The 17,652-nt window shown below is 41.8% G+C and carries 18 protein-coding genes; 11 read left to right on the top strand and 7 right to left on the bottom strand.

The window, feature by feature from the left end; all coding sequences use genetic code 11:
- Positions 1-187 precede the first annotated feature (187 nt).
- The 3 genes from C5745_RS03955 (at position 188) to C5745_RS03945 (ending at position 3,003) form a co-directional block, all read left to right on the top strand.
- Positions 188-820: a SprT-like domain-containing protein gene (locus tag C5745_RS03955; protein WP_105715685.1), complete on the top strand. Its 633-nt coding sequence runs from the start codon at positions 188-190 to the stop codon at positions 818-820.
- A gap of 37 nt (positions 821-857) precedes the next feature.
- Entirely contained in the window at positions 858-2,522 is a 1,665-nt protein-coding gene (locus C5745_RS03950; RefSeq protein WP_243403243.1) for a M28 family metallopeptidase, read from the top strand.
- 64 nt (positions 2,523-2,586) lie between these two features.
- On the top strand, positions 2,587-3,003 hold the full coding sequence (locus C5745_RS03945; RefSeq protein ID WP_105716022.1) for a hypothetical protein: 417 nt from the start codon (positions 2,587-2,589) through the stop codon (positions 3,001-3,003).
- A gap of 64 nt (positions 3,004-3,067) precedes the next feature.
- Here the strand turns inward: C5745_RS03945 and C5745_RS03940 are convergent, their stop codons facing one another.
- Positions 3,068-3,328 (bottom strand): hypothetical protein, encoded by a 261-nt coding sequence (locus C5745_RS03940; RefSeq protein ID WP_105715684.1) that lies wholly within the window; start codon positions 3,326-3,328, stop codon positions 3,068-3,070.
- Between the two features lie 57 nt (positions 3,329-3,385).
- On the opposite strand from C5745_RS03940, the gene C5745_RS03935 reads away from it, so the two are divergent.
- Complete coding sequence (locus C5745_RS03935) at positions 3,386-3,973, top strand: hypothetical protein (protein WP_105715683.1); 588 nt, start codon at positions 3,386-3,388, stop codon at positions 3,971-3,973.
- On the opposite strand, the gene tamL is transcribed toward C5745_RS03935, so the two are convergent.
- Entirely contained in the window at positions 3,970-6,282 is a 2,313-nt protein-coding gene (gene tamL, locus C5745_RS03930) for a translocation and assembly module lipoprotein TamL (protein ID WP_243403261.1), read from the bottom strand. The genes C5745_RS03935 and tamL overlap by 4 nt on opposite strands.
- 45 nt (positions 6,283-6,327) lie before the next feature.
- On the opposite strand from tamL, the gene C5745_RS03925 reads away from it, so the two are divergent.
- From C5745_RS03925 to C5745_RS03915, 3 genes are read left to right on the top strand one after another with little or no spacing between them, the layout of a single operon-like run.
- On the top strand, positions 6,328-7,083 hold the full coding sequence (locus C5745_RS03925) for a TrmH family RNA methyltransferase (RefSeq protein WP_105715681.1): 756 nt from the start codon (positions 6,328-6,330) through the stop codon (positions 7,081-7,083).
- Entirely contained in the window at positions 7,076-8,257 is a 1,182-nt protein-coding gene (locus C5745_RS03920; protein ID WP_105715680.1) for an MFS transporter, read from the top strand. Before C5745_RS03925 ends, C5745_RS03920 begins: the two co-directional genes overlap by 8 nt.
- Positions 8,258-8,287: 30 nt before the next feature.
- The gene (locus tag C5745_RS03915) at positions 8,288-9,550 is read left to right on the top strand and encodes an AI-2E family transporter (protein ID WP_105715679.1); all 1,263 of its coding nucleotides are present in this window, start codon (positions 8,288-8,290) and stop codon (positions 9,548-9,550) included.
- On the opposite strand, the gene holA is transcribed toward C5745_RS03915, so the two are convergent.
- A complete protein-coding gene (gene holA / locus C5745_RS03910) occupies positions 9,534-10,544 on the bottom strand; it encodes a DNA polymerase III subunit delta (protein WP_105715678.1) in 1,011 nt (336 codons plus the stop codon). The genes C5745_RS03915 and holA overlap by 17 nt on opposite strands.
- 37 nt (positions 10,545-10,581) lie before the next feature.
- Here holA and C5745_RS03905 point away from each other — a divergent pair, with 37 nt between their 5' ends.
- From C5745_RS03905 to C5745_RS03890, 4 genes are all read left to right on the top strand, one after another.
- A complete protein-coding gene (locus C5745_RS03905; RefSeq protein WP_449448534.1) occupies positions 10,582-11,112 on the top strand; it encodes a type I restriction enzyme HsdR N-terminal domain-containing protein in 531 nt (176 codons plus the stop codon).
- Positions 11,113-11,170: 58 nt separating this feature from the next.
- Positions 11,171-11,866 carry an ATP-dependent Clp endopeptidase proteolytic subunit ClpP gene (clpP, locus tag C5745_RS03900; RefSeq protein WP_105715677.1) on the top strand — a complete coding sequence of 232 codons (696 nt, stop codon included), beginning with the start codon at positions 11,171-11,173 and terminating at the stop codon, positions 11,864-11,866.
- 10 nt (positions 11,867-11,876) lie between these two features.
- A complete protein-coding gene (gene clpX, locus C5745_RS03895) occupies positions 11,877-13,127 on the top strand; it encodes an ATP-dependent Clp protease ATP-binding subunit ClpX (RefSeq protein WP_105715676.1) in 1,251 nt (416 codons plus the stop codon).
- Positions 13,128-13,311: 184 nt separating this feature from the next.
- The gene (locus C5745_RS03890; protein WP_105715675.1) at positions 13,312-14,130 is read left to right on the top strand and encodes an AMP nucleosidase; all 819 of its coding nucleotides are present in this window, start codon (positions 13,312-13,314) and stop codon (positions 14,128-14,130) included.
- 11 nt (positions 14,131-14,141) lie between these two features.
- On the opposite strand, the gene C5745_RS03885 is transcribed toward C5745_RS03890, so the two are convergent.
- From C5745_RS03885 to C5745_RS03870, 4 genes are all read right to left on the bottom strand, one after another.
- Positions 14,142-14,441, bottom strand: a complete 300-nt coding sequence (locus C5745_RS03885; RefSeq protein WP_105715674.1) for an FtsB family cell division protein — start codon at positions 14,439-14,441, stop codon at positions 14,142-14,144.
- Positions 14,442-14,517: 76 nt separating this feature from the next.
- Positions 14,518-15,813: a phosphopyruvate hydratase gene (eno, locus tag C5745_RS03880; RefSeq protein WP_105715673.1), complete on the bottom strand. Its 1,296-nt coding sequence runs from the start codon at positions 15,811-15,813 to the stop codon at positions 14,518-14,520.
- Positions 15,814-15,952: 139 nt separating this feature from the next.
- Positions 15,953-17,053 (bottom strand): glutamine-hydrolyzing carbamoyl-phosphate synthase small subunit, encoded by a 1,101-nt coding sequence (carA, locus tag C5745_RS03875; RefSeq protein WP_105715672.1) that lies wholly within the window; start codon positions 17,051-17,053, stop codon positions 15,953-15,955.
- A 242-nt stretch (positions 17,054-17,295) separates the two neighbouring features.
- Positions 17,296-17,490 carry a YwbE family protein gene (locus tag C5745_RS03870; protein ID WP_105715671.1) on the bottom strand — a complete coding sequence of 65 codons (195 nt, stop codon included), beginning with the start codon at positions 17,488-17,490 and terminating at the stop codon, positions 17,296-17,298.
- Positions 17,491-17,652: the final 162 nt, after the last annotated feature.

Raw genomic sequence — 17,652 nt, 5'->3', positions numbered from 1 at the left:
ATTTTTGCAGTATTCCTCCCATCAAAATTTTTCAGCGGCGAGTTTTTTGGTTCTTTTTTGAGGTAAAAAAGAACACGAAAATCATGATTAAAGAAAACCTTCAATTTTTTTGAAAATCATAACCGCATTAACCTAGCAACGAAAAGAAGAAATAATATTTTATAAAAAATCTATATGTTTGTAGGACATGCCAGATTTTTCTAAACAACTTAGTCTATATATGCCGGAGCTTGCTGCTCCGATTATCTCCGCATGGATCAATGATACAGGCTGCCAATTTAGGATTTCGCGTAGTCGCAAAACAAAACTTGGCGATTACACCGCACCCTTCCGCGGCGCTCCACATAAAATATCGGTGAATTACGATCTCAATCCCTATGCTTTTCTAATCACGACTATACATGAATTTGCACACCTCAAAACATGGCAACAACACAAACAACGAGTGAAACCACATGGTGCAGAATGGAAGGGCCACTACAAACAGCTTATGGCGCCTTTTCTCCAATTGGATATTTTCCCCGCTGACATTCGACAAGCTATCGCCCAATACATGGACAATCCCGCAGCTTCCAGCTGTACGGACATCGGCTTACATCGTACACTGAGAAAATACGACGAAAATGCGACCGAGCAGCTAACCATAGAATCTATTCCGACGAATAGTATATTTTCATTAGCGGACGGGCGTATTTTCCAAAAGAGAGAAAAACTCAGAAAACGATATAGATGTGTAGAGCTTCGTACAGCTCGTACCTTTCTCATCCAACCTATTGCAGAGGTCATTTTAATTAAGGAAGCTGGCGGTATTAAAAAATAATCTCGTATTTTTAAACGCGCATAATCTTTCGACATATATGATGAAAAAAAATTTACTACTGATTCCTGCTCTTATAAGCATATTATTCTCTTGTCAAGAGGGCAAACAAGACGGGTATAATACAGATGGGCTTGATTCGACAGCGTTATCTGCTATCACAGAAGACACCTACAAAGCACATGTTATCAAACTCTCTTCTGATGAGTTTCTTGGCCGGAAGCCTTTTACAAGGGGCGATACATTGACTGTACAATATATCGAGCAGCAATTTAAAGATTTAGGGTTGCAACCGGGCAATGGTGAATCATATTTCCAAGAAGTACCTCTAGTGGAAATCGCGTCTGAACCAAAAACGAAAGTGCTAACGTTCAAAGGCGAGTCCGGCACCCTTTCAGCAAATCATCTCGACGATTATGTTATTGGCAGCAGACGTCTACAAGACGATATCGACGTATCTGAATCAGCCTTGATTTTCGTAGGGTTTGGGATCGTTGCTCCGGAGTTTGACTGGAACGATTACGAAGGGCTGGATGTCAAAGGCAAAACAGTGGTCGCCATGGTGAGCGATCCAGGCAGATATGATAACAGCCTATTTAAAGCCGACACCATGACGTATTATGGCCGTTGGAAATATAAATACGAAGAGGCTGCCCGGCAGGGTGCTGCTGGTATCCTGTTGATCCATGAAACCGAGGCGGCAAGTTACGGATGGAACGTCGTGCGATCAGGATGGTCTGGGCCGCAACTCGAATTGATATCAGAGGACGACGGCGCTTCATTTGCCGCGTTTGAAGGATGGATTTCCAATGAAACTTCAAAAAAGCTTTTCCAGCTAGCCGGGGTTTCACCGAATATTATGGAAGATGCTAAGAAGCCAGGGTTTAAGGCTGTACCATTGAATGTAACGACATCGGTAGGTATTCATAATACATTTAGAAAGTCAACTTCCAATAATGTTATTGCAAAATTGGAAGGTTCAAAGAGACCGGACGAAGTGATTATATATACAGCACATTGGGACCATTTGGGTGTGGGTGAGCCTGTCGACAGCGATGCTATTTATAATGGTGCGATTGACAATGCGGCCGGTGTAGCAGCTTTGTTTGAGATAGCGAAAGCTTTCCAAGCAGCGCAAGTAAAACCGGAGCGTTCGATTGTCTTTCTAGCTGTAACAGCAGAAGAAGAGGGCCTATTGGGGTCGGCATATTACGCACAACATCCTATTTATCCATTGGCTAAGACTGTCGCTAACCTCAACATGGATGCTTTTAGTCCGCTAGGGCCGACCAAAGATGTTTCCGTGGTAGGTATCGGACAAACAGAAATTGAGGATTACGTAGAAAAATCAGCGGCCAAATTTGGCCGTGTGATGAAAGGCGAAAGTGATCCAACTTCTGGAGGTTTCTACCGCTCCGACCATTTCAACTTTGTTAAAGCAGGCGTTCCAGGGCTTTTCATGGGTGCGGGAAGCGAACTTGTCTCGACTGATACAGCCGATATTGAACGTAGAAGAGAGGCGCTTGCCGGAAGATACCATACGGTAGCGGACGAAGTGGATGACAACTGGGATTTTGGCGGCATTATTGAAGATGTGCGCCTATTTTTTGATATCGGATATACCATGAGTATGGAAAACACGTTCCCTAACTTTAAGCCTAAGTCGGAATTTAAGGAAATAGGAGACAATCGTTTAAAGGGGTGATGAGTTATAACACTAAGTCATTAAGAGAGAGAACAATTAAATACAAACAAACATGTTAACAGGAATGAGACATCTACATTCGACGCTGGCTATTATACTGCTGCTGGCATTAGTCGTTGCCATCGTGATTACTTTGGCAAATTATCTAGGAAAAAAAACGTATAACCGCAAGATTGCGCTGCTGGGTCTTATTTCAGCACATTTACAATTCGTCGTGGGCTTAATCATCTATTTTGTATCGCCACTGGGTATCCAGTCTTTTTCCGGCGAAAATATGAAGAATAGCCTATCACGTCTTTATTTTTTGGAGCACCCGTTAATGATGCTTCTTGCCATTATTTTAATCACTATAGGTTATTCCAAAGCAAAAAAACAAGCAGACAGCCAAAAAGCCAATAGAACAGTCTTGGTTTTTTACGTCATTGGTTTGATTTTTATCCTATCCCGTATCCCTTGGAGTACCTGGTCGATTTTAGTGTAATAAAACAAAAGCCTGGACGAAAATGTCCAGGCTTTTGTTTTATTAATTGTTGAAAACAGAAAAATTAGCTTTTGTTTTTCCCAAATCCCAAAATCTCGAATACTACTTTAAATGCTATGATCGACGCTACCACAACCAACAAATTTGCTATTAGCGAAAACATAAAAGTCATCTGATCCAACGAAGGCAAAACATCAGGAACAAACCGGATGAATACACCTACCAAACCAATGACAATCGCAACCGTTAACTGTACGTAATATTCCGTGCGATTAGCGTTATTGTCTGTCTTTTTTGCGGGTCTTTGAGACACTGTATTTTCCATATCAGTCTATATCTTTTTTATTTTCACAAAGGTAGGGAAGAAAGTTGATAATTGAAAATGGAGAGTGGAGAGTTTTTCTTATTATTGCAAAAGATATTTTTATTTTCCAACGTGAAACATGTCACTCAAATTATCGTATTCATTTTAACATCTATATCGCTAATACAGGCGCAACCACAACGTATTGACAATTTTATCGTAAAGGAAAACCTCACCCAAAATAGCAAGCTCGCCATTATCGCTCTTGATAGTATTGAACAGCCTCAGGAAAGTATCAATGGCACATTTGTGTTCAACCTCAATGGCTTTCAGCAAGATCTCCAATTTCACGATGGGGTTGGCGTTGTGCAACATCCGGTAGAATCTTCTACATTTGTGTTCTTTAAACACAAAAACCAAGAGAAGACGGTTAGCAAGCTGTATTACATCCATAAGAAGGACCTCGAACTTAGGCCGTTTAAAATTAACGGGTTGCTCCTACTATTGATCCCGCTGGCCGTATTATTGATAGCCTATATATTTCGGCGATTCCTCACGACCTTCGTTATTCTGGCACTCGTATATGCCTATTTTCACTTTTCAAAGGGATTGGATTTCTCCGATATTATGGAGAGTATACTGGATGCGTTAAAGAATTTGATCTAGAAAGGCAGTCCAACACTGAAATTGTATTGGATAAAATTATAGCGGTCGGGGCGATGTGTCTGGTAATAATTTTGTTTAAATTCACGACTGTTAAACAACTCTTTTATCACCCATTGTTCACCCTGGGCAAATTGCGGGTCTTTCAGTTTTAATCCAGCATCCAAACGAATAATAAAATAGTCCATATCTAGCCGTACCCCAAAACCCGTACCAAGAGCAATCTGTGAAAGAAATTCATCCGCTTTGAACGTACCATTAGTCGTTATTTCATTATCTCTAAGCAACCAAATGTTTCCAGCATCTACAAATGTCGCTCCGTTCAGCTTCGCACCCAAAAAATTATTCAGCATCCTGAAACGATATTCGGCGTTTGCTTCCAACTTGAGCTCACCCAGTTGGTCCAGATTCCGCAAGTTTAGTCGTAAACGTTCCGGTAAATCTGCCCGGTTGTAATTACCAGGTCCCAACGTCCGTGCTTGCCACGCCCGAATACCGTTCATCCCTCCCCCAAAGAAGCTTTTCTCAAATATCAATAACTGAGAATTGTTACCATATGGAACAGCGACACCACCGTTGAATCGCAACACAAATTGTTTGTTGCCCCCCAGATGGCGGTACCATCTGTAATCGATTTCCGTTTTTGCAAACTGTAAGTAAGGTACACCAAACAGCAGGCGCTCGCCTTCGGTCGATGTTTTCAACTTCAACACGTCACTTAGCACCCCCAATACGTTTCCGCTGCTTTCCAACCCTACACGGAAGTAATTAAAATTTTCTTTAGTTAAAAGCTTCGTGGCGTTATACGTATAATTGTACTGCGCACTTAAACCAAAATACTCTCGGTTATTACTTCTGACATAGAGTAAATAACCTTCGTCTTCTAATTGCCGTTGAAATGCCTCATCTAACCTTCCTACCCGGTACTCAACAGAAACCGGCGTTAAACTATGTTGTGAACGCGGACTGGTGTACCATATATAATTCAGGGAATTGGTAAAGTACCTGTTGGAATAGGTTTGGTCCTGTTGAAAAAATTGCAGTGTACTGGAAAAGGTGGTTCGTGGCAAACCATAGGTTCCGGTACTGGAATTTTCAAACGGAATCATCAGGCGTGGAATAATAAGATTGACCCCTACTTGAAAATCATTATTAAAAATCTTATTGGCAAGACTCCCTTCCAAACGAGGATCAAATAACACACCATACCGCATCTTTACTTCCAGTTGTTCCGCACCACCAAAGACATTGCGATGTGAAAAGGTATTCCCGACATTGAAACCACTCATACCCGAACTAAACGTAAACTCGCCTTCTACTTGATTCGCCATAACCGGACGGGGGGTTAGTTCGTAAAATGTATTCAACCGATTGTTCCCGGTTTTTCGATGGTTAATTTTCACGTTCCTGAAACCGTTCATTTCGTAAAGGCGGTCATAAGATTGATTCTCTTTCTTGAGATCATAGCGCATGTCTGGCAGCAAATACATATACCTGGATAATGGTTTCAGCCGAAAGCGTCCAGTTTCGTCGTTATATGTGATCCGTAGGTTCGTATCTACAACCGAATGAGGGTCCCTTGTACTGGTCTGCCCGTACGGCAATATTACTTTCACAAAAACGCTATCGATTTGGTAAACGGCATGCCGTGTGCTATCCGTTGGATCTTGTATTTCTACCTGGAGGTCAGCTTGTTTCGAAACAGTATTTGTATCAATCCCTACCCGCATGTATTGTCGCACGTAATCATAATACCCGCGTTCTTTCAATTTTTCATACAGCTTCTCGCGCTCATCAAGCAAATCTGCGCTGTCGAACTGCTTTCCAGTTTTGGCCAGCGATTTCGGTCTTACCTCTTGTACGTATATATCTTCAATCGCGGGATCGTCGGCACGATAGCGGATATGGCCAAACAGAAAGGGCTTTCCCAACGAAACATGAAAATCAATATGGGCTCGCTTTTTTTTCACGTCGACCTGAGGCGTTACAAATGCATTGAAATATCCCTTGGTCTGGAGATACCTATTAATTTGTTGTGCAGACAGTTCCACCAAGGATGAATCGAGTACGTGCGGAGGTTCTCCGACATTCCGTCTGTTTTCCTGTTTGTATTTCCCCTTCCGTGTATTGAAAAAATTGTATATCGTGAGATTTAGTCTCGAATTCGGCTTGATTTCATTTGATATATAAGCCGCCGCCCTTTCTTTTATATCCGGAGGAACGCCCGTGATATCCACGTCCGTCACCAACGCTTGCCCCTCTTCTAAGTATCTCGCCGAACGACAGGATGCAAAAAATAGCAACAAAAGCATTATACTTGCACAAACAAAAAAACGGTACTTATTAATCATTAAGCAATGTTATCAAAAGCGCAAATTAGTTTAATTACGTCATTGCAACATAAAAAGTTTCGCAAACAGCATGGACTTTTTATCGTCGAAGGTGTGAAGTCAGTACTCGAATTCCTATCCTCTGAATACCAAATCCACAGCTTATACACCACGGCGGAAGCTCGAACAAAAATGGGCAATTTACCGCAAAAATTAAAATGTATAACGATTACCACGAACGAATTTCAAAAAATTTCCGGTTTGAGCAATCCACAGGGGGTACTGGCACTCGTTCATCTACCAACCTCCGAAAGCTTCGATTGGGCCAGCTTAAAGCAGCAACACAGCCTGCTTCTGGATGATATACAAGATCCGGGAAATCTAGGAACTATCCTCCGAACCGCTGAATGGTTCGGCATAACCCACATTATCTGCTCTATGGGCACCGTTGACGCGTACAATCCCAAAGTTGTGCAAGCAACAATGGGCTCGTTGGCGCGCATTAAAATATACTACACACCGTTAACGGATTTCATAAATCAGGCCGATATGCCCACTTATGGAGCTCTTCTTGATGGAAAATCTGTATACGAGACAAAATTCGGAAATGCCGGGCTCATCATTATGGGGAACGAGGGAAATGGCATCAGCAAAGAAATTATAGATAAAGTGAAGGTTGCAGTTACCATTCCACGTATCGGGAATGCGGAGTCGTTAAACGTCGCTGTCGCTACCACAGTGTTCTGCTCCGAGATCGCAAGACAAAAATTGGGAAATGACTAACGTGGACGGATCCAAATCGATATATACTTTACCATTTATTTTATTGTGTTTAAGCTCCCTGCTCTTTTGTGCCAGCTTTAATATGATTATTCCCGAATTACCTAACCATCTTAGTGAGATGGGTGGAGCAGAGCATAAAGGGCTAATCATCGCCCTTTTTACGTTAACAGCAGGAATTTCCCGTCCTTTCAGCGGCAAACTGACAGATCGTTGGGGGCGCGTCCCTGTAATGGCTATCGGCTCTATTGTCTGTTTTGTTTGTGGGTTCCTGTATCCTATCTTAAGTTCAGTAGCCGGTTTTTTCTTTCTTCGGCTCGTCCATGGCTTTTCGACGGGGTTTAAGCCCACGGCGACAGCAGCCTATATTGCCGACATCATTCCACAAAGTCGTTGGGGAGAAGCCCTAGGGATGCATGGCCTTGCGTTTGCGGTTGGTAGTGCCATCGGTCCTGCTATCGGTAGCTACATCGCTAAAGATTATGGTATTGAGTTTATGTTTTACTGTTCATCCGCCTTTGCCTTGCTTTCTATTCTCATCGTAATGCGCATGGGCGAAACATTGGCTGACAAACAAAAATTCTCCTTGAGCATGCTTCGGATCAACAGCGGAGAGATTATCGAGTGGCGTGCCGTTCCGGCCGGTATCGTAACACTGCTCTCCTATTCGGGATACGGCGTAATTCTTACATTGATACCAGATTGGAGCGACTATTTGGGTATCAGCAATAAGGGCTTGTTTTTTACTGCCTATACCCTTGCTTCGATCAGTATCCGTTTTATCTCCGGCAAAGTATCGGATCGTTACGGTCGGATACGCGTCATGTATGTGGGAATCGTCGTTATCTCCATTTCGTTACTGCTCCTGGGACTAGGCAAGTCTATAGAGGGCTTGATTTTAGGCGCCATAGTATACGGCATAGGTAGCGGTATTCTGTCACCGGCCGTCAATGCTTGGACAATAGATCTCAGTCTACCACAACATCGGGGGAAGGCGATGGCGACAATGTATATTGCTTTAGAGATAGGTATCGGTGGAGGTGCACTGCTAGCAGGATATATTTATCATGATGAGATTAGCAAAATTCCTACTATATTTATACTCAATAGTATCATTATATTTTTAGCATTTTTTTATGTGCTTCGTTGGGATCTAAGAAACAAAAGAAGCCGTTAATCGTTTTGTATACAATTAAAAAACCGTAAGATGGATAACAATTCTAAAAAATACCCCTATTCGCTTGATTTAGCGTCGAGCCTCATAGCTATGGCACTTTTGCTAGCGTTCATGTACGTTACACAAAGTGTCCTCGTTCCGCTTCTGTTCTCCATTCTCATTTCGATTTCATTGTTTCCTCTTGCTCGTTTTCTGGAACGCATGCGTTTAGGCAAAGCGTTTGCCGCAATACTTTCGGTCCTTATCGCCATTGCAATCATCTGGACACTCGGTTGGTTTATTGTCCACCAGAGTATCGTCATCAGCAAAGATGCTTCTGCCATAACAGCCAAGGTGATGTCTTCGTTAGAACGGGCACAGGCTTGGGTTGAACAAAGTTTTGGTATTGAACGCACGGAGATAATGGACCAGCTACGGGACCAAGGCAATAAATTAGCGTCCAACGCGGGCAGCGTCATAACGGCAACATTTGGTTCTATAGGCAATATGGTTGCAGGTGTTATTTTAGTACCGCTATTTAGTTTTTTCTTGCTATACTATCGCGATTTCTTTCGAGAATTCTTTTTTAGAGCATTTAAAAGTGTTCCGCACACCAAAGTCGACACGACCTTGAACAAGATATATGACGTTGTACAAAGTTATCTATTGGGCCTAATCACGGTAATGGGAATTGTTGCTGTATTGAATACCGTCGGTTTGATGGCTTTGGGCATCGGTTATGCGTGGTTTTTTGGCACACTAGCTTCCTTACTGATGCTCCTTCCCTATATCGGGATTGCGATTGGGTCAATTTTGCCGGCGTTATTTGCATTAGCGGTAAAAGATAGCGCGTGGTACGCCGTCGGTGTCATCGCGTGGTTTCAGGTCGTGCAGTTCTTGGAAGGGAATATTATAACACCAAATATCGTAGGCAGTAAGGTTAGTATTAATCCGTTGATGGCGATCATCGCTATCCTGTTAGGAGGCATGTTATTCGGACTTTCCGGTTTGATCCTTGCTTTGCCATTAACCGCGACTATTAAGGTCCTCTTTGACGCAATCCCTTCTATGGAAGCTTTTGGTTTCTTAATAGGCGAGCCGGAGAAGGAACATCTAAAAAGAAATTCAACGCAGGTTCTACTCATGAAATGGGGTGTAGTCAGAAAACCTAAAACTTCAAAAAAGATAGAGGTCGAAACGGAAGTCGACACCGAAGTCGTCCCCGAAACTGTCACGATGAAGTATAAGGAAATTCACGAATCGGAAGAACTACCCAAAGACGATAATGACGTTGACGCTAATTCAAAATCTTGAACACGAGCTCCCGGATCATCTCGCCACTTTCGGTAAATGGCCCTACGTTCAATCCTTTGGTTTTTAAATCATAAGTACTCAAGTGCTGGATGACTTCAAATGTCTTTTTCCGATTGAAATTGCGTGCAGCCATTTCATATTCTTTCAGAAAAAAGGTGTGCACACCGAGTTGCTTTGAGGCGACTTGCGGTGATTTGTCCGGCAGGTAATGATACTTTAATATCTTTGTAAAGTAATTTCCTAAATTTCCGATAACAACGGGCATTGGGTTCGATTTCGGATTTGCAGCGAAATAATCGACAATTTGCATGGCTTTTACCGTGTTCCTTTTTGCAAGCGCAGATTGAAGCTCGAAAACATTAAAATCCTTACTTATCCCAATATTCTGCTCGATATGTAGTGGTTGAATTTCCTGTTCTTTAGGGACATTTAAAATCAGCTTACCGATTTCATTCGCGATTTTCGAGAGGTCTGTTCCCAAATACTCCGCCATCATAGCGGCAGCTTGTGGGTGAATCTGGCGTTGCGCAACACGAAACTGCTCGGTAACCCATTCCCCGACTTTGTTTTCATAAAGCTTGGCCGACTCTAGAACAACCCCTGTTTTTTCGATAGCTTTATAAACTTTCTTGCGTTTATCGAATTTACCGTACTTATAAGCAAATACCAGTATCGTAGTGGGTGTCAGGTTCTCCAGATATTTCAATAATAAGTCTTCTTCCGTCTTCCATTTCAGGTCCTGCGCTTCCTTAATAATAATTAGCTGATAGTCGCTCATCATCGGGTACCGTTTTGCCGCATTCACTACATTTATGACGCTCGTATCTTTTCCATACAATATGGTTTGGTCAAACCCTTTTTGGGCATCATTCAATACTTCCTCTTCCAATGCGTCACTTACCAAATCGATATAATACGATTCGTCCCCATGAAGAAGATACACGGGACTGAATTTTCTTTTCTTGATATCCGATACAACTGTATTTGCATTCATACGTTACGAAAATACGTTTTTTAACTGGGTTTGTTAAATGTTCACATTGACGGTGGTGGAAGATTTTTCATTTTTCCCTTTTAATTTTTTATTTTTGTTTATGTTTGAGCCGATTCCGTTGAATTTACCCCCGTATCTTTCTAGAATAACGCAAAAGCTTGACAAGTTGTTTATTTTCGATGAACTGCGGAGAAAAGATTTGGTGCTTACACCGGAAGAATGGGTAAGGCAGCATTGGGTCCATTACCTCCATAAGCACAAAGGTTATCCGAAATCGCTAATGCGTGTTGAAGGAGGACTCAAGCTGAACGCATTGCAAAAACGAAGCGACTTAGTAGTTTTTAACAATAACGGAGAAAAAATGCTTTTGGCAGAATTCAAATCACCTACTGTCAAAATTACCGATAAGGCATTCCGCCAGATTGCCAACTACAATAGCATCTATAAAATACCGCTACTCGTTGTCAGCAATGGCATACAGCATTATTATTGCAAAATACATTTCGAAGAAAATAGGTTTGAGTTTTTACCCGAACTGCCAAATTATAATTCGGTTCTAAATTTGTAGAGCATATTGAAATTATAGTTTTATATTAGTCTTTTGGAAACAGAAAAAATAGAACAGTATGAATATCGATAAAAACGAATTTAGAAAATATGCTATCAAGCATCATCGTATAGGGAGTCAACATGTAGATGGTTTTATTTCGCGTGTGCAGAACATGCCAACAAATCTTACACCTTATATTATTGAGGAGCGTCAGTTAAATGTCGCCCAGATGGATGTGTTTTCGCGCTTAATGATGGATCGCATTATTTTTCTAGGCGACCCTATTAACGATCAGGTCGCCAATATTGTACAGGCACAGTTATTATTTTTGCAGTCTACCGACGCCCAACGCGATATTCAGATTTATATTAACTCGCCTGGAGGCAGTGTATACGCAGGATTAGGCATTTACGACACGATGCAGTATATAGCGCCTGACGTGGCCACCATCTGTACCGGAATGGCAGCTTCCATGGGAGCTGTCTTGTTAGTAGCAGGCGCAAAAGGCAAGCGTGCTGCCTTAAGGCACGCTCGTGTAATGATTCATCAACCATCTGGAGGAGCGCAGGGCGTGGCCGCCGATATGGAAATCAATCTGCGCGAAATGCTGAAGCTAAAAGAAGAATTGTACACCATCATTTCCGAACATTCGGGTCAACCATACGAATGGGTTGAAAAGTCCTCTGATCGCGACTATTGGATGAAAGCGGCAGAAGCGAAAGAGTTTGGTATGATTGATGAGGTACTATTACCCAAAAAAGAAGTTAAATAACAATTAATCAATGAGTAAGATTAATAACAGGGATGTCCGTTGCTCCTTTTGTGGTGTCAGTAAGAACGACGCGCAGATGCTTATCGCGGGTGACGGGGCCCATATTTGTGATCGCTGTGTGACGCAGGCGGGTGAGATTTTGGCAGAAGAGCTAAAACAACGGAAAAGCAAATCGTTGCAAACCGCCTTAAAACTGGTTCGTCCCACCGAAATAAAACAACATCTTGACCAATATGTAATTGGGCAAGATGATGCAAAAAAGGTAATTTCCGTTGCCGTATACAACCATTACAAACGGTTGAACCAAAAAGTGGATAAAGATGAAATTGAAATCGAAAAATCAAACCTAATCATTGTTGGCGAAACTGGAACGGGAAAAACTTTACTGGCAAAAACAGTCGCGAAGATATTGAATGTTCCGTTCTGTATCGTTGATGCCACTGTTTTAACAGAAGCAGGTTACGTTGGCGAGGATGTAGAAAGTATTTTAACTCGCTTATTGCAAGCTGCAGATTATGACGTTGCAGCTGCCGAAAGGGGGATCATCTACATCGATGAAATTGACAAAATTGCACGTAAAAGCGACAACCCTTCCATTACGCGAGATGTATCGGGGGAAGGAGTTCAGCAAGCGTTATTGAAAATTCTAGAGGGCACGAACGTTAACGTCCCACCTCAAGGCGGCCGTAAACACCCCGACCAGAAAATGATTTCTGTTAATACCAGCAATATCCTCTTTCTTTGTGGAGGAGCATTTGACGGCATTCAGAAAAAGATAGCCAATCGTTTGCGGACGCAAACCGTCGGATATAAAATGAAAGAGGAAGAGCAAGATGTAGATCTTAACAACCTATATAAATATATCACGCCGCTGGACCTGAAGAATTTCGGGCTTATTCCTGAGTTAATTGGTCGTTTGCCCGTACTGACGTATTTGAATCCGTTGGATAAAGAGACCCTGTTAAGTATTTTGACAGAGCCTAAAAATTCCTTAATAAAGCAATATGTTAAACTATTTCAGTATGAGGATATTGAATTGGTTTTCGACAAAGATGTGTATGATTTCATTGTAGACAAAGCGTGGGAGTTCAAACTAGGCGCCCGCGGGCTGCGCAGTATCTGCGAGGCCATCATGCTTGACGCGATGTTTGAATTACCGACAAGTAAGGAGGAAGAGAATGCAACAGTCCTGCACATTACGCTCGATTACGCTAAGCAGAAGTTTGCAAAATCAGACATAAAAAAATTACACGTCGCTTAAAGCGCTATCCTGCATGAATTGCTAGAGGTCATAAATCAGCTGATGCAAGCTTCATTGCCTCTGACTGATAATTTATTTTAATGAAATCCCTCAACAATTTTGGGGGATTTTTTGTATATTATATAACGCATTTAAACGTCTAGAACAATTTTTGCGGCCATTGTTCACTAATCGAAAAACGCTTATGACAAAAAAGAAAAAAACAGTTGAGACGCCGGTCACGCCGGGACTCAACTCGAAAGAAGACATTGTTGCAAACTGGCTGCCTCGTTATACGGGGTGTCCGCTAGAGGAATTTGAGCCCTATGTATTATTGACAAACTTTTCGAAATATGTCAAGATGTTTTCCGAAATGCACGACAACGCGCCTATCTATGGCGAAGACAAGGCCATGCAAGCGTGTACAGCTAGCGGTATAACTATGATCAATTTCGGTATGGGAAGCCCTATGGCCGCTACGGTGATGGATCTTTTATCTGCTATCGCTCCGAAAGCCGCGCTGTTCCTAGGAAAAACGGGCGGATTAAAAAAGAAAATTCCTGTTGGGGAACTTATATTACCTATCGCTGCCGTAAGAGGTGAAGGGACGTCCAACGACTATTTCCCTCCTGAAGTTCCATCACTGCCCGCATTCGCTTTGCAAAAAGCGATTTCCACAACAATCCGAGATTATTCACTTGATTATTGGACGGGTACGGTTTATACGACCAACAGGCGTGTATGGGAACACGACAAAGCATTTAAAAAATACTTGAAGAGTATACGTGCTATGGCTGTCGACATGGAAACAGCGACGATATTTAGTGTTGGTTTCGCCAATAAAATTCCAACGGGGGCGCTACTATTGGTATCAGATCAGCCGATGTTACCAGATGGCGTTAAAACGGTTGAAAGCGATCTTACGGTAACAGAAAAATACGTGGAAACCCATTTAAAAATTGGTATCGATGCGTTAAAGCAACTGATCAATAATGGGTTGACCGTTAAACATTTGAAGTTCTAATAGCTAGGTTCTTATTGTTCTTGTTCAACGTATTGGATGACGTAAACATCTTCGTTATCCTTTTTCATTTTGTAACGCTCTCTTGCTATGCGTTGAATTTCGCCGGGGTTGTATTGGGCATCTTTTATCGCCTTCTCTATCCGCGTAATTTCAGATTCGTAGAATTGCTTTTCATGTTCTAATTTATTCCTTTCTTGCTGATAGGAGAATTGGGTACTGAAATCGTATCGATCGAAAAAGCACATCCAAATAAAAAATGCGATACCCGCGATAAGGTACTTATTCTGAATCAAAGCAAGGAACCGTTCCATAAAACCGCAAATTTAAAATCCAGTATAAAGGTAATATAAATTAAAATAAGCGGAGGCGTGCCTCCGCTTATTTTAATTATTTAATCGCGTATCTGAAATTTTTACCGATAAAGCGTGCATTATCACCCAATTCTTCTTCGATGCGCAATAACTGGTTATATTTTGCCATACGATCGGAACGCGACGCTGATCCTGTTTTGATTTGCCCACAGTTTAATGCGACAGCCAAATCAGCAATCGTAGAGTCTTCGGTCTCTCCTGAACGATGAGACATCACGGAAGTATAATCAGAATTTTGTGCCAATGAGACGGCATTAATTGTTTCCGTCAACGAGCCAATTTGATTTACTTTAACCAAAATAGAGTTTGCGGTGTTGCTGTCGATGCCTTGTTGTAGGCGCTTGGTATTTGTTACAAATAAATCGTCACCTACCAATTGTACGCGGTCACCGATTTTATCTGTTAACATTTTCCAACCAGCCCAGTCGTCTTCTTGCATACCATCTTCAATAGAAATTATCGGATATTTCTGTGTTAGTTCTTCCAAATATGCCGCTTGCTCCGCAGACGTTCGAACGGCACCGTTCGAACCTTCAAACTTCGTATAATCGTATTTACCGTCTACATAAAATTCCGAAGAAGCACAATCTAGTGCCAAACAAATATCAGTACCTGGTTTATAACCTGCTGTTTCAATTGCCTTCAAAATCGTCTCTACAGCATCCTCCGTACCATCAAATGCTGGCGCAAAACCACCTTCGTCTCCTACTGCGGTAGATAGATTACGATCGTGTAAAATTTTCTTCAAGTTATGGAAAACTTCCGTTCCCCACCGTAAAGCTTCCGAAAATGAAGGAGCACCAACGGGCATAACCATAAATTCTTGAAAAGCAATCGGTGCATCGGAATGTGAACCACCATTAACGATATTCATCATCGGAATAGGCAAGGTATTTGCATTTACGCCTCCAATATAACGATATAGTGGTTGATGAGACTCTTGGGCAGCGGCTTTGGCTACAGCCAACGAAACACCGAGTATAGCATTCGCACCTAAGCTTCCCTTGTTTTCCAGACCATCCAAATCAATCATGATTTTGTCAATTGTATTCTGTTCAAACACATCGACACCTTTAAGTGCATCGGCAATTTTTGTGTTTACGTTTTCTACTGCTTTCAAAACGCCTTTACCCAAGTATCTCGTTTTATCACCATCGCGTAATTCCACTGCTTCGTGTACACCGGTAGAAGCACCAGAAGGTACAGCTGCACGACCAACAAAACCATTTTGCGTAGTTACATCTACTTCAACTGTCGGGTTTCCGCGCGAATCAAGAATCTGACGCGCATGAACATCAATTATTAAACTCATTTTTTTATCTTCTTATATTCGTTTTTTCAATCTTAGTGTATAACCAACATCAAGATAGCTTTTATAATTAGCATGACCAAATGTATGCATTTCAATTATGCTGTACAACATTACTTTTACGTAGTCCCTACTTTTCCTATCACGCTTTAATCATTGCGATGAAATCATCAAATAGGTAACGTGAGTCGTGAGGGCCTGGCGAAGACTCAGGGTGGTATTGCACAGAGAAGGCTTTCTTTCCTTTCAACCGAATCCCCTCGATTGACTTATCGTTCAAATTGATATGGGTCACCTCTACTTTATCAGATTTCTCGAGGTCTTCCGCTACCACACTGAAACCGTGATTTTGTGAGGTAATTTCACAACGATTAGCGATTATATTTTTCACCGGGTGATTTATACCACGGTGTCCGTTATGCATTTTTTCGGTACGGATCCCGTGCGCTAGTGCTAGCATTTGATGACCTAAACATATACCAAACATCGGTTTATCCGCTGCCACGACTTCTTTGATGGTTTGGATAGCATAGTCTATTGCTGCTGGATCGCCAGGACCATTGGATATAAAATATCCATCAGGATTCCATTCTTCCATTTCTTTAAATGTCGTCTTTGCTGGAAATACTTTTGCATAGACTTGGCGCGCATCGAAGTTGCGTAAAATATTCTTTTTGATACCTAAATCCAAAACGGCAATGCGCGTAGGTGCCCCCTCTTCTCCGTAAAAATAGGGTTCTTTGGTCGATACGACAGAAGAAAGCTCCAATCCCTCCATGGACGGGACCTGCGCCAGCTGACCCTTTAATTCCGCGACGTCAAGCGTCTCGGAAGATATAATGGCATTCATCGCACCTTTGTCGCGTATGTGACGTACCAATGAGCGTGTGTCAATATCCGAAATGCCAACTAAGTTCTCTTCTTCGAAATAGGTTTGAATAGATTTATCAGCCATCTGACGGCTGTAATTGATATTATAATTTTTACAGACCAAGCCGGCAATCTGAATTTTATTAGACTCCGTATCGTCCTCGTCTATTCCGTAGTTACCAATATGGGCGTTTGTCGTTACCATAATTTGCCCGTAGTAAGATGGATCTGTAAAGATTTCCTGGTAACCGGTCGTCCCTGTGTTAAAACAGATCTCACCTGTCGTTGTACCGATTTTTCCGGCTGCCTTACCGTGATAAACCGTTCCATCTTCAAGCACCAAAATGGCTGGTAGTTTGCTGTAGTTGGTCATTCTCTTATTTCTCTATTAATGTTATGCTGTAATGTTTCTTTCCGTTATGGATATAAAAAAAGCCCAAACGGGCTAAATAAAATTCAAATATGATAGGGATCGATGTTACCACCGAAGCCTTGCGATATTATGACGAGATATGTTACCTCATTTTTCACGGGAGACAAAGATAAACATTAAAATGTGTTTTTACAAATGATGGGTTACAAATTATAAATGATGAGTACATCGCTAATTCATGCCTATTCCAGTATCTCTTGTACTCTACCAATCTGACCGTCTTCTAATCTGACTTTGATACCTCTATGGTGGAACGGCGCAGACGTAAGTAGGTCTTTTACAATACCCTCTGTCAAGATACCTGTACGTTGGTCTTTTTTCAATACAATATTTACCAGCATTCCCGGTTTTATATTTGCTCTTGTTTTTCCGTCCATTTATATTTTGTTTTCATTCAAATAATGATCTATGCGTGTTAGATCTCAATTGTATAGATGAGCTCGTTTCACTCGGTTTGTGTTTTAATGGTGATCTCGATTCGGTATTTTAAACCTGCTGCTCTTAAGCTGGGACCCGCTGCGCTTTGCTTGCTGCTCCAA

Origin of the sequence: Sphingobacterium haloxyli (genome assembly GCF_002980525.1) — a bacterium.
Lineage (GTDB): Bacteria > Bacteroidota > Bacteroidia > Sphingobacteriales > Sphingobacteriaceae > Sphingobacterium > Sphingobacterium haloxyli.
Note: the sequence above shows the minus strand (reverse complement) of the source record. Positions and strands in the feature narration are given on the sequence as shown.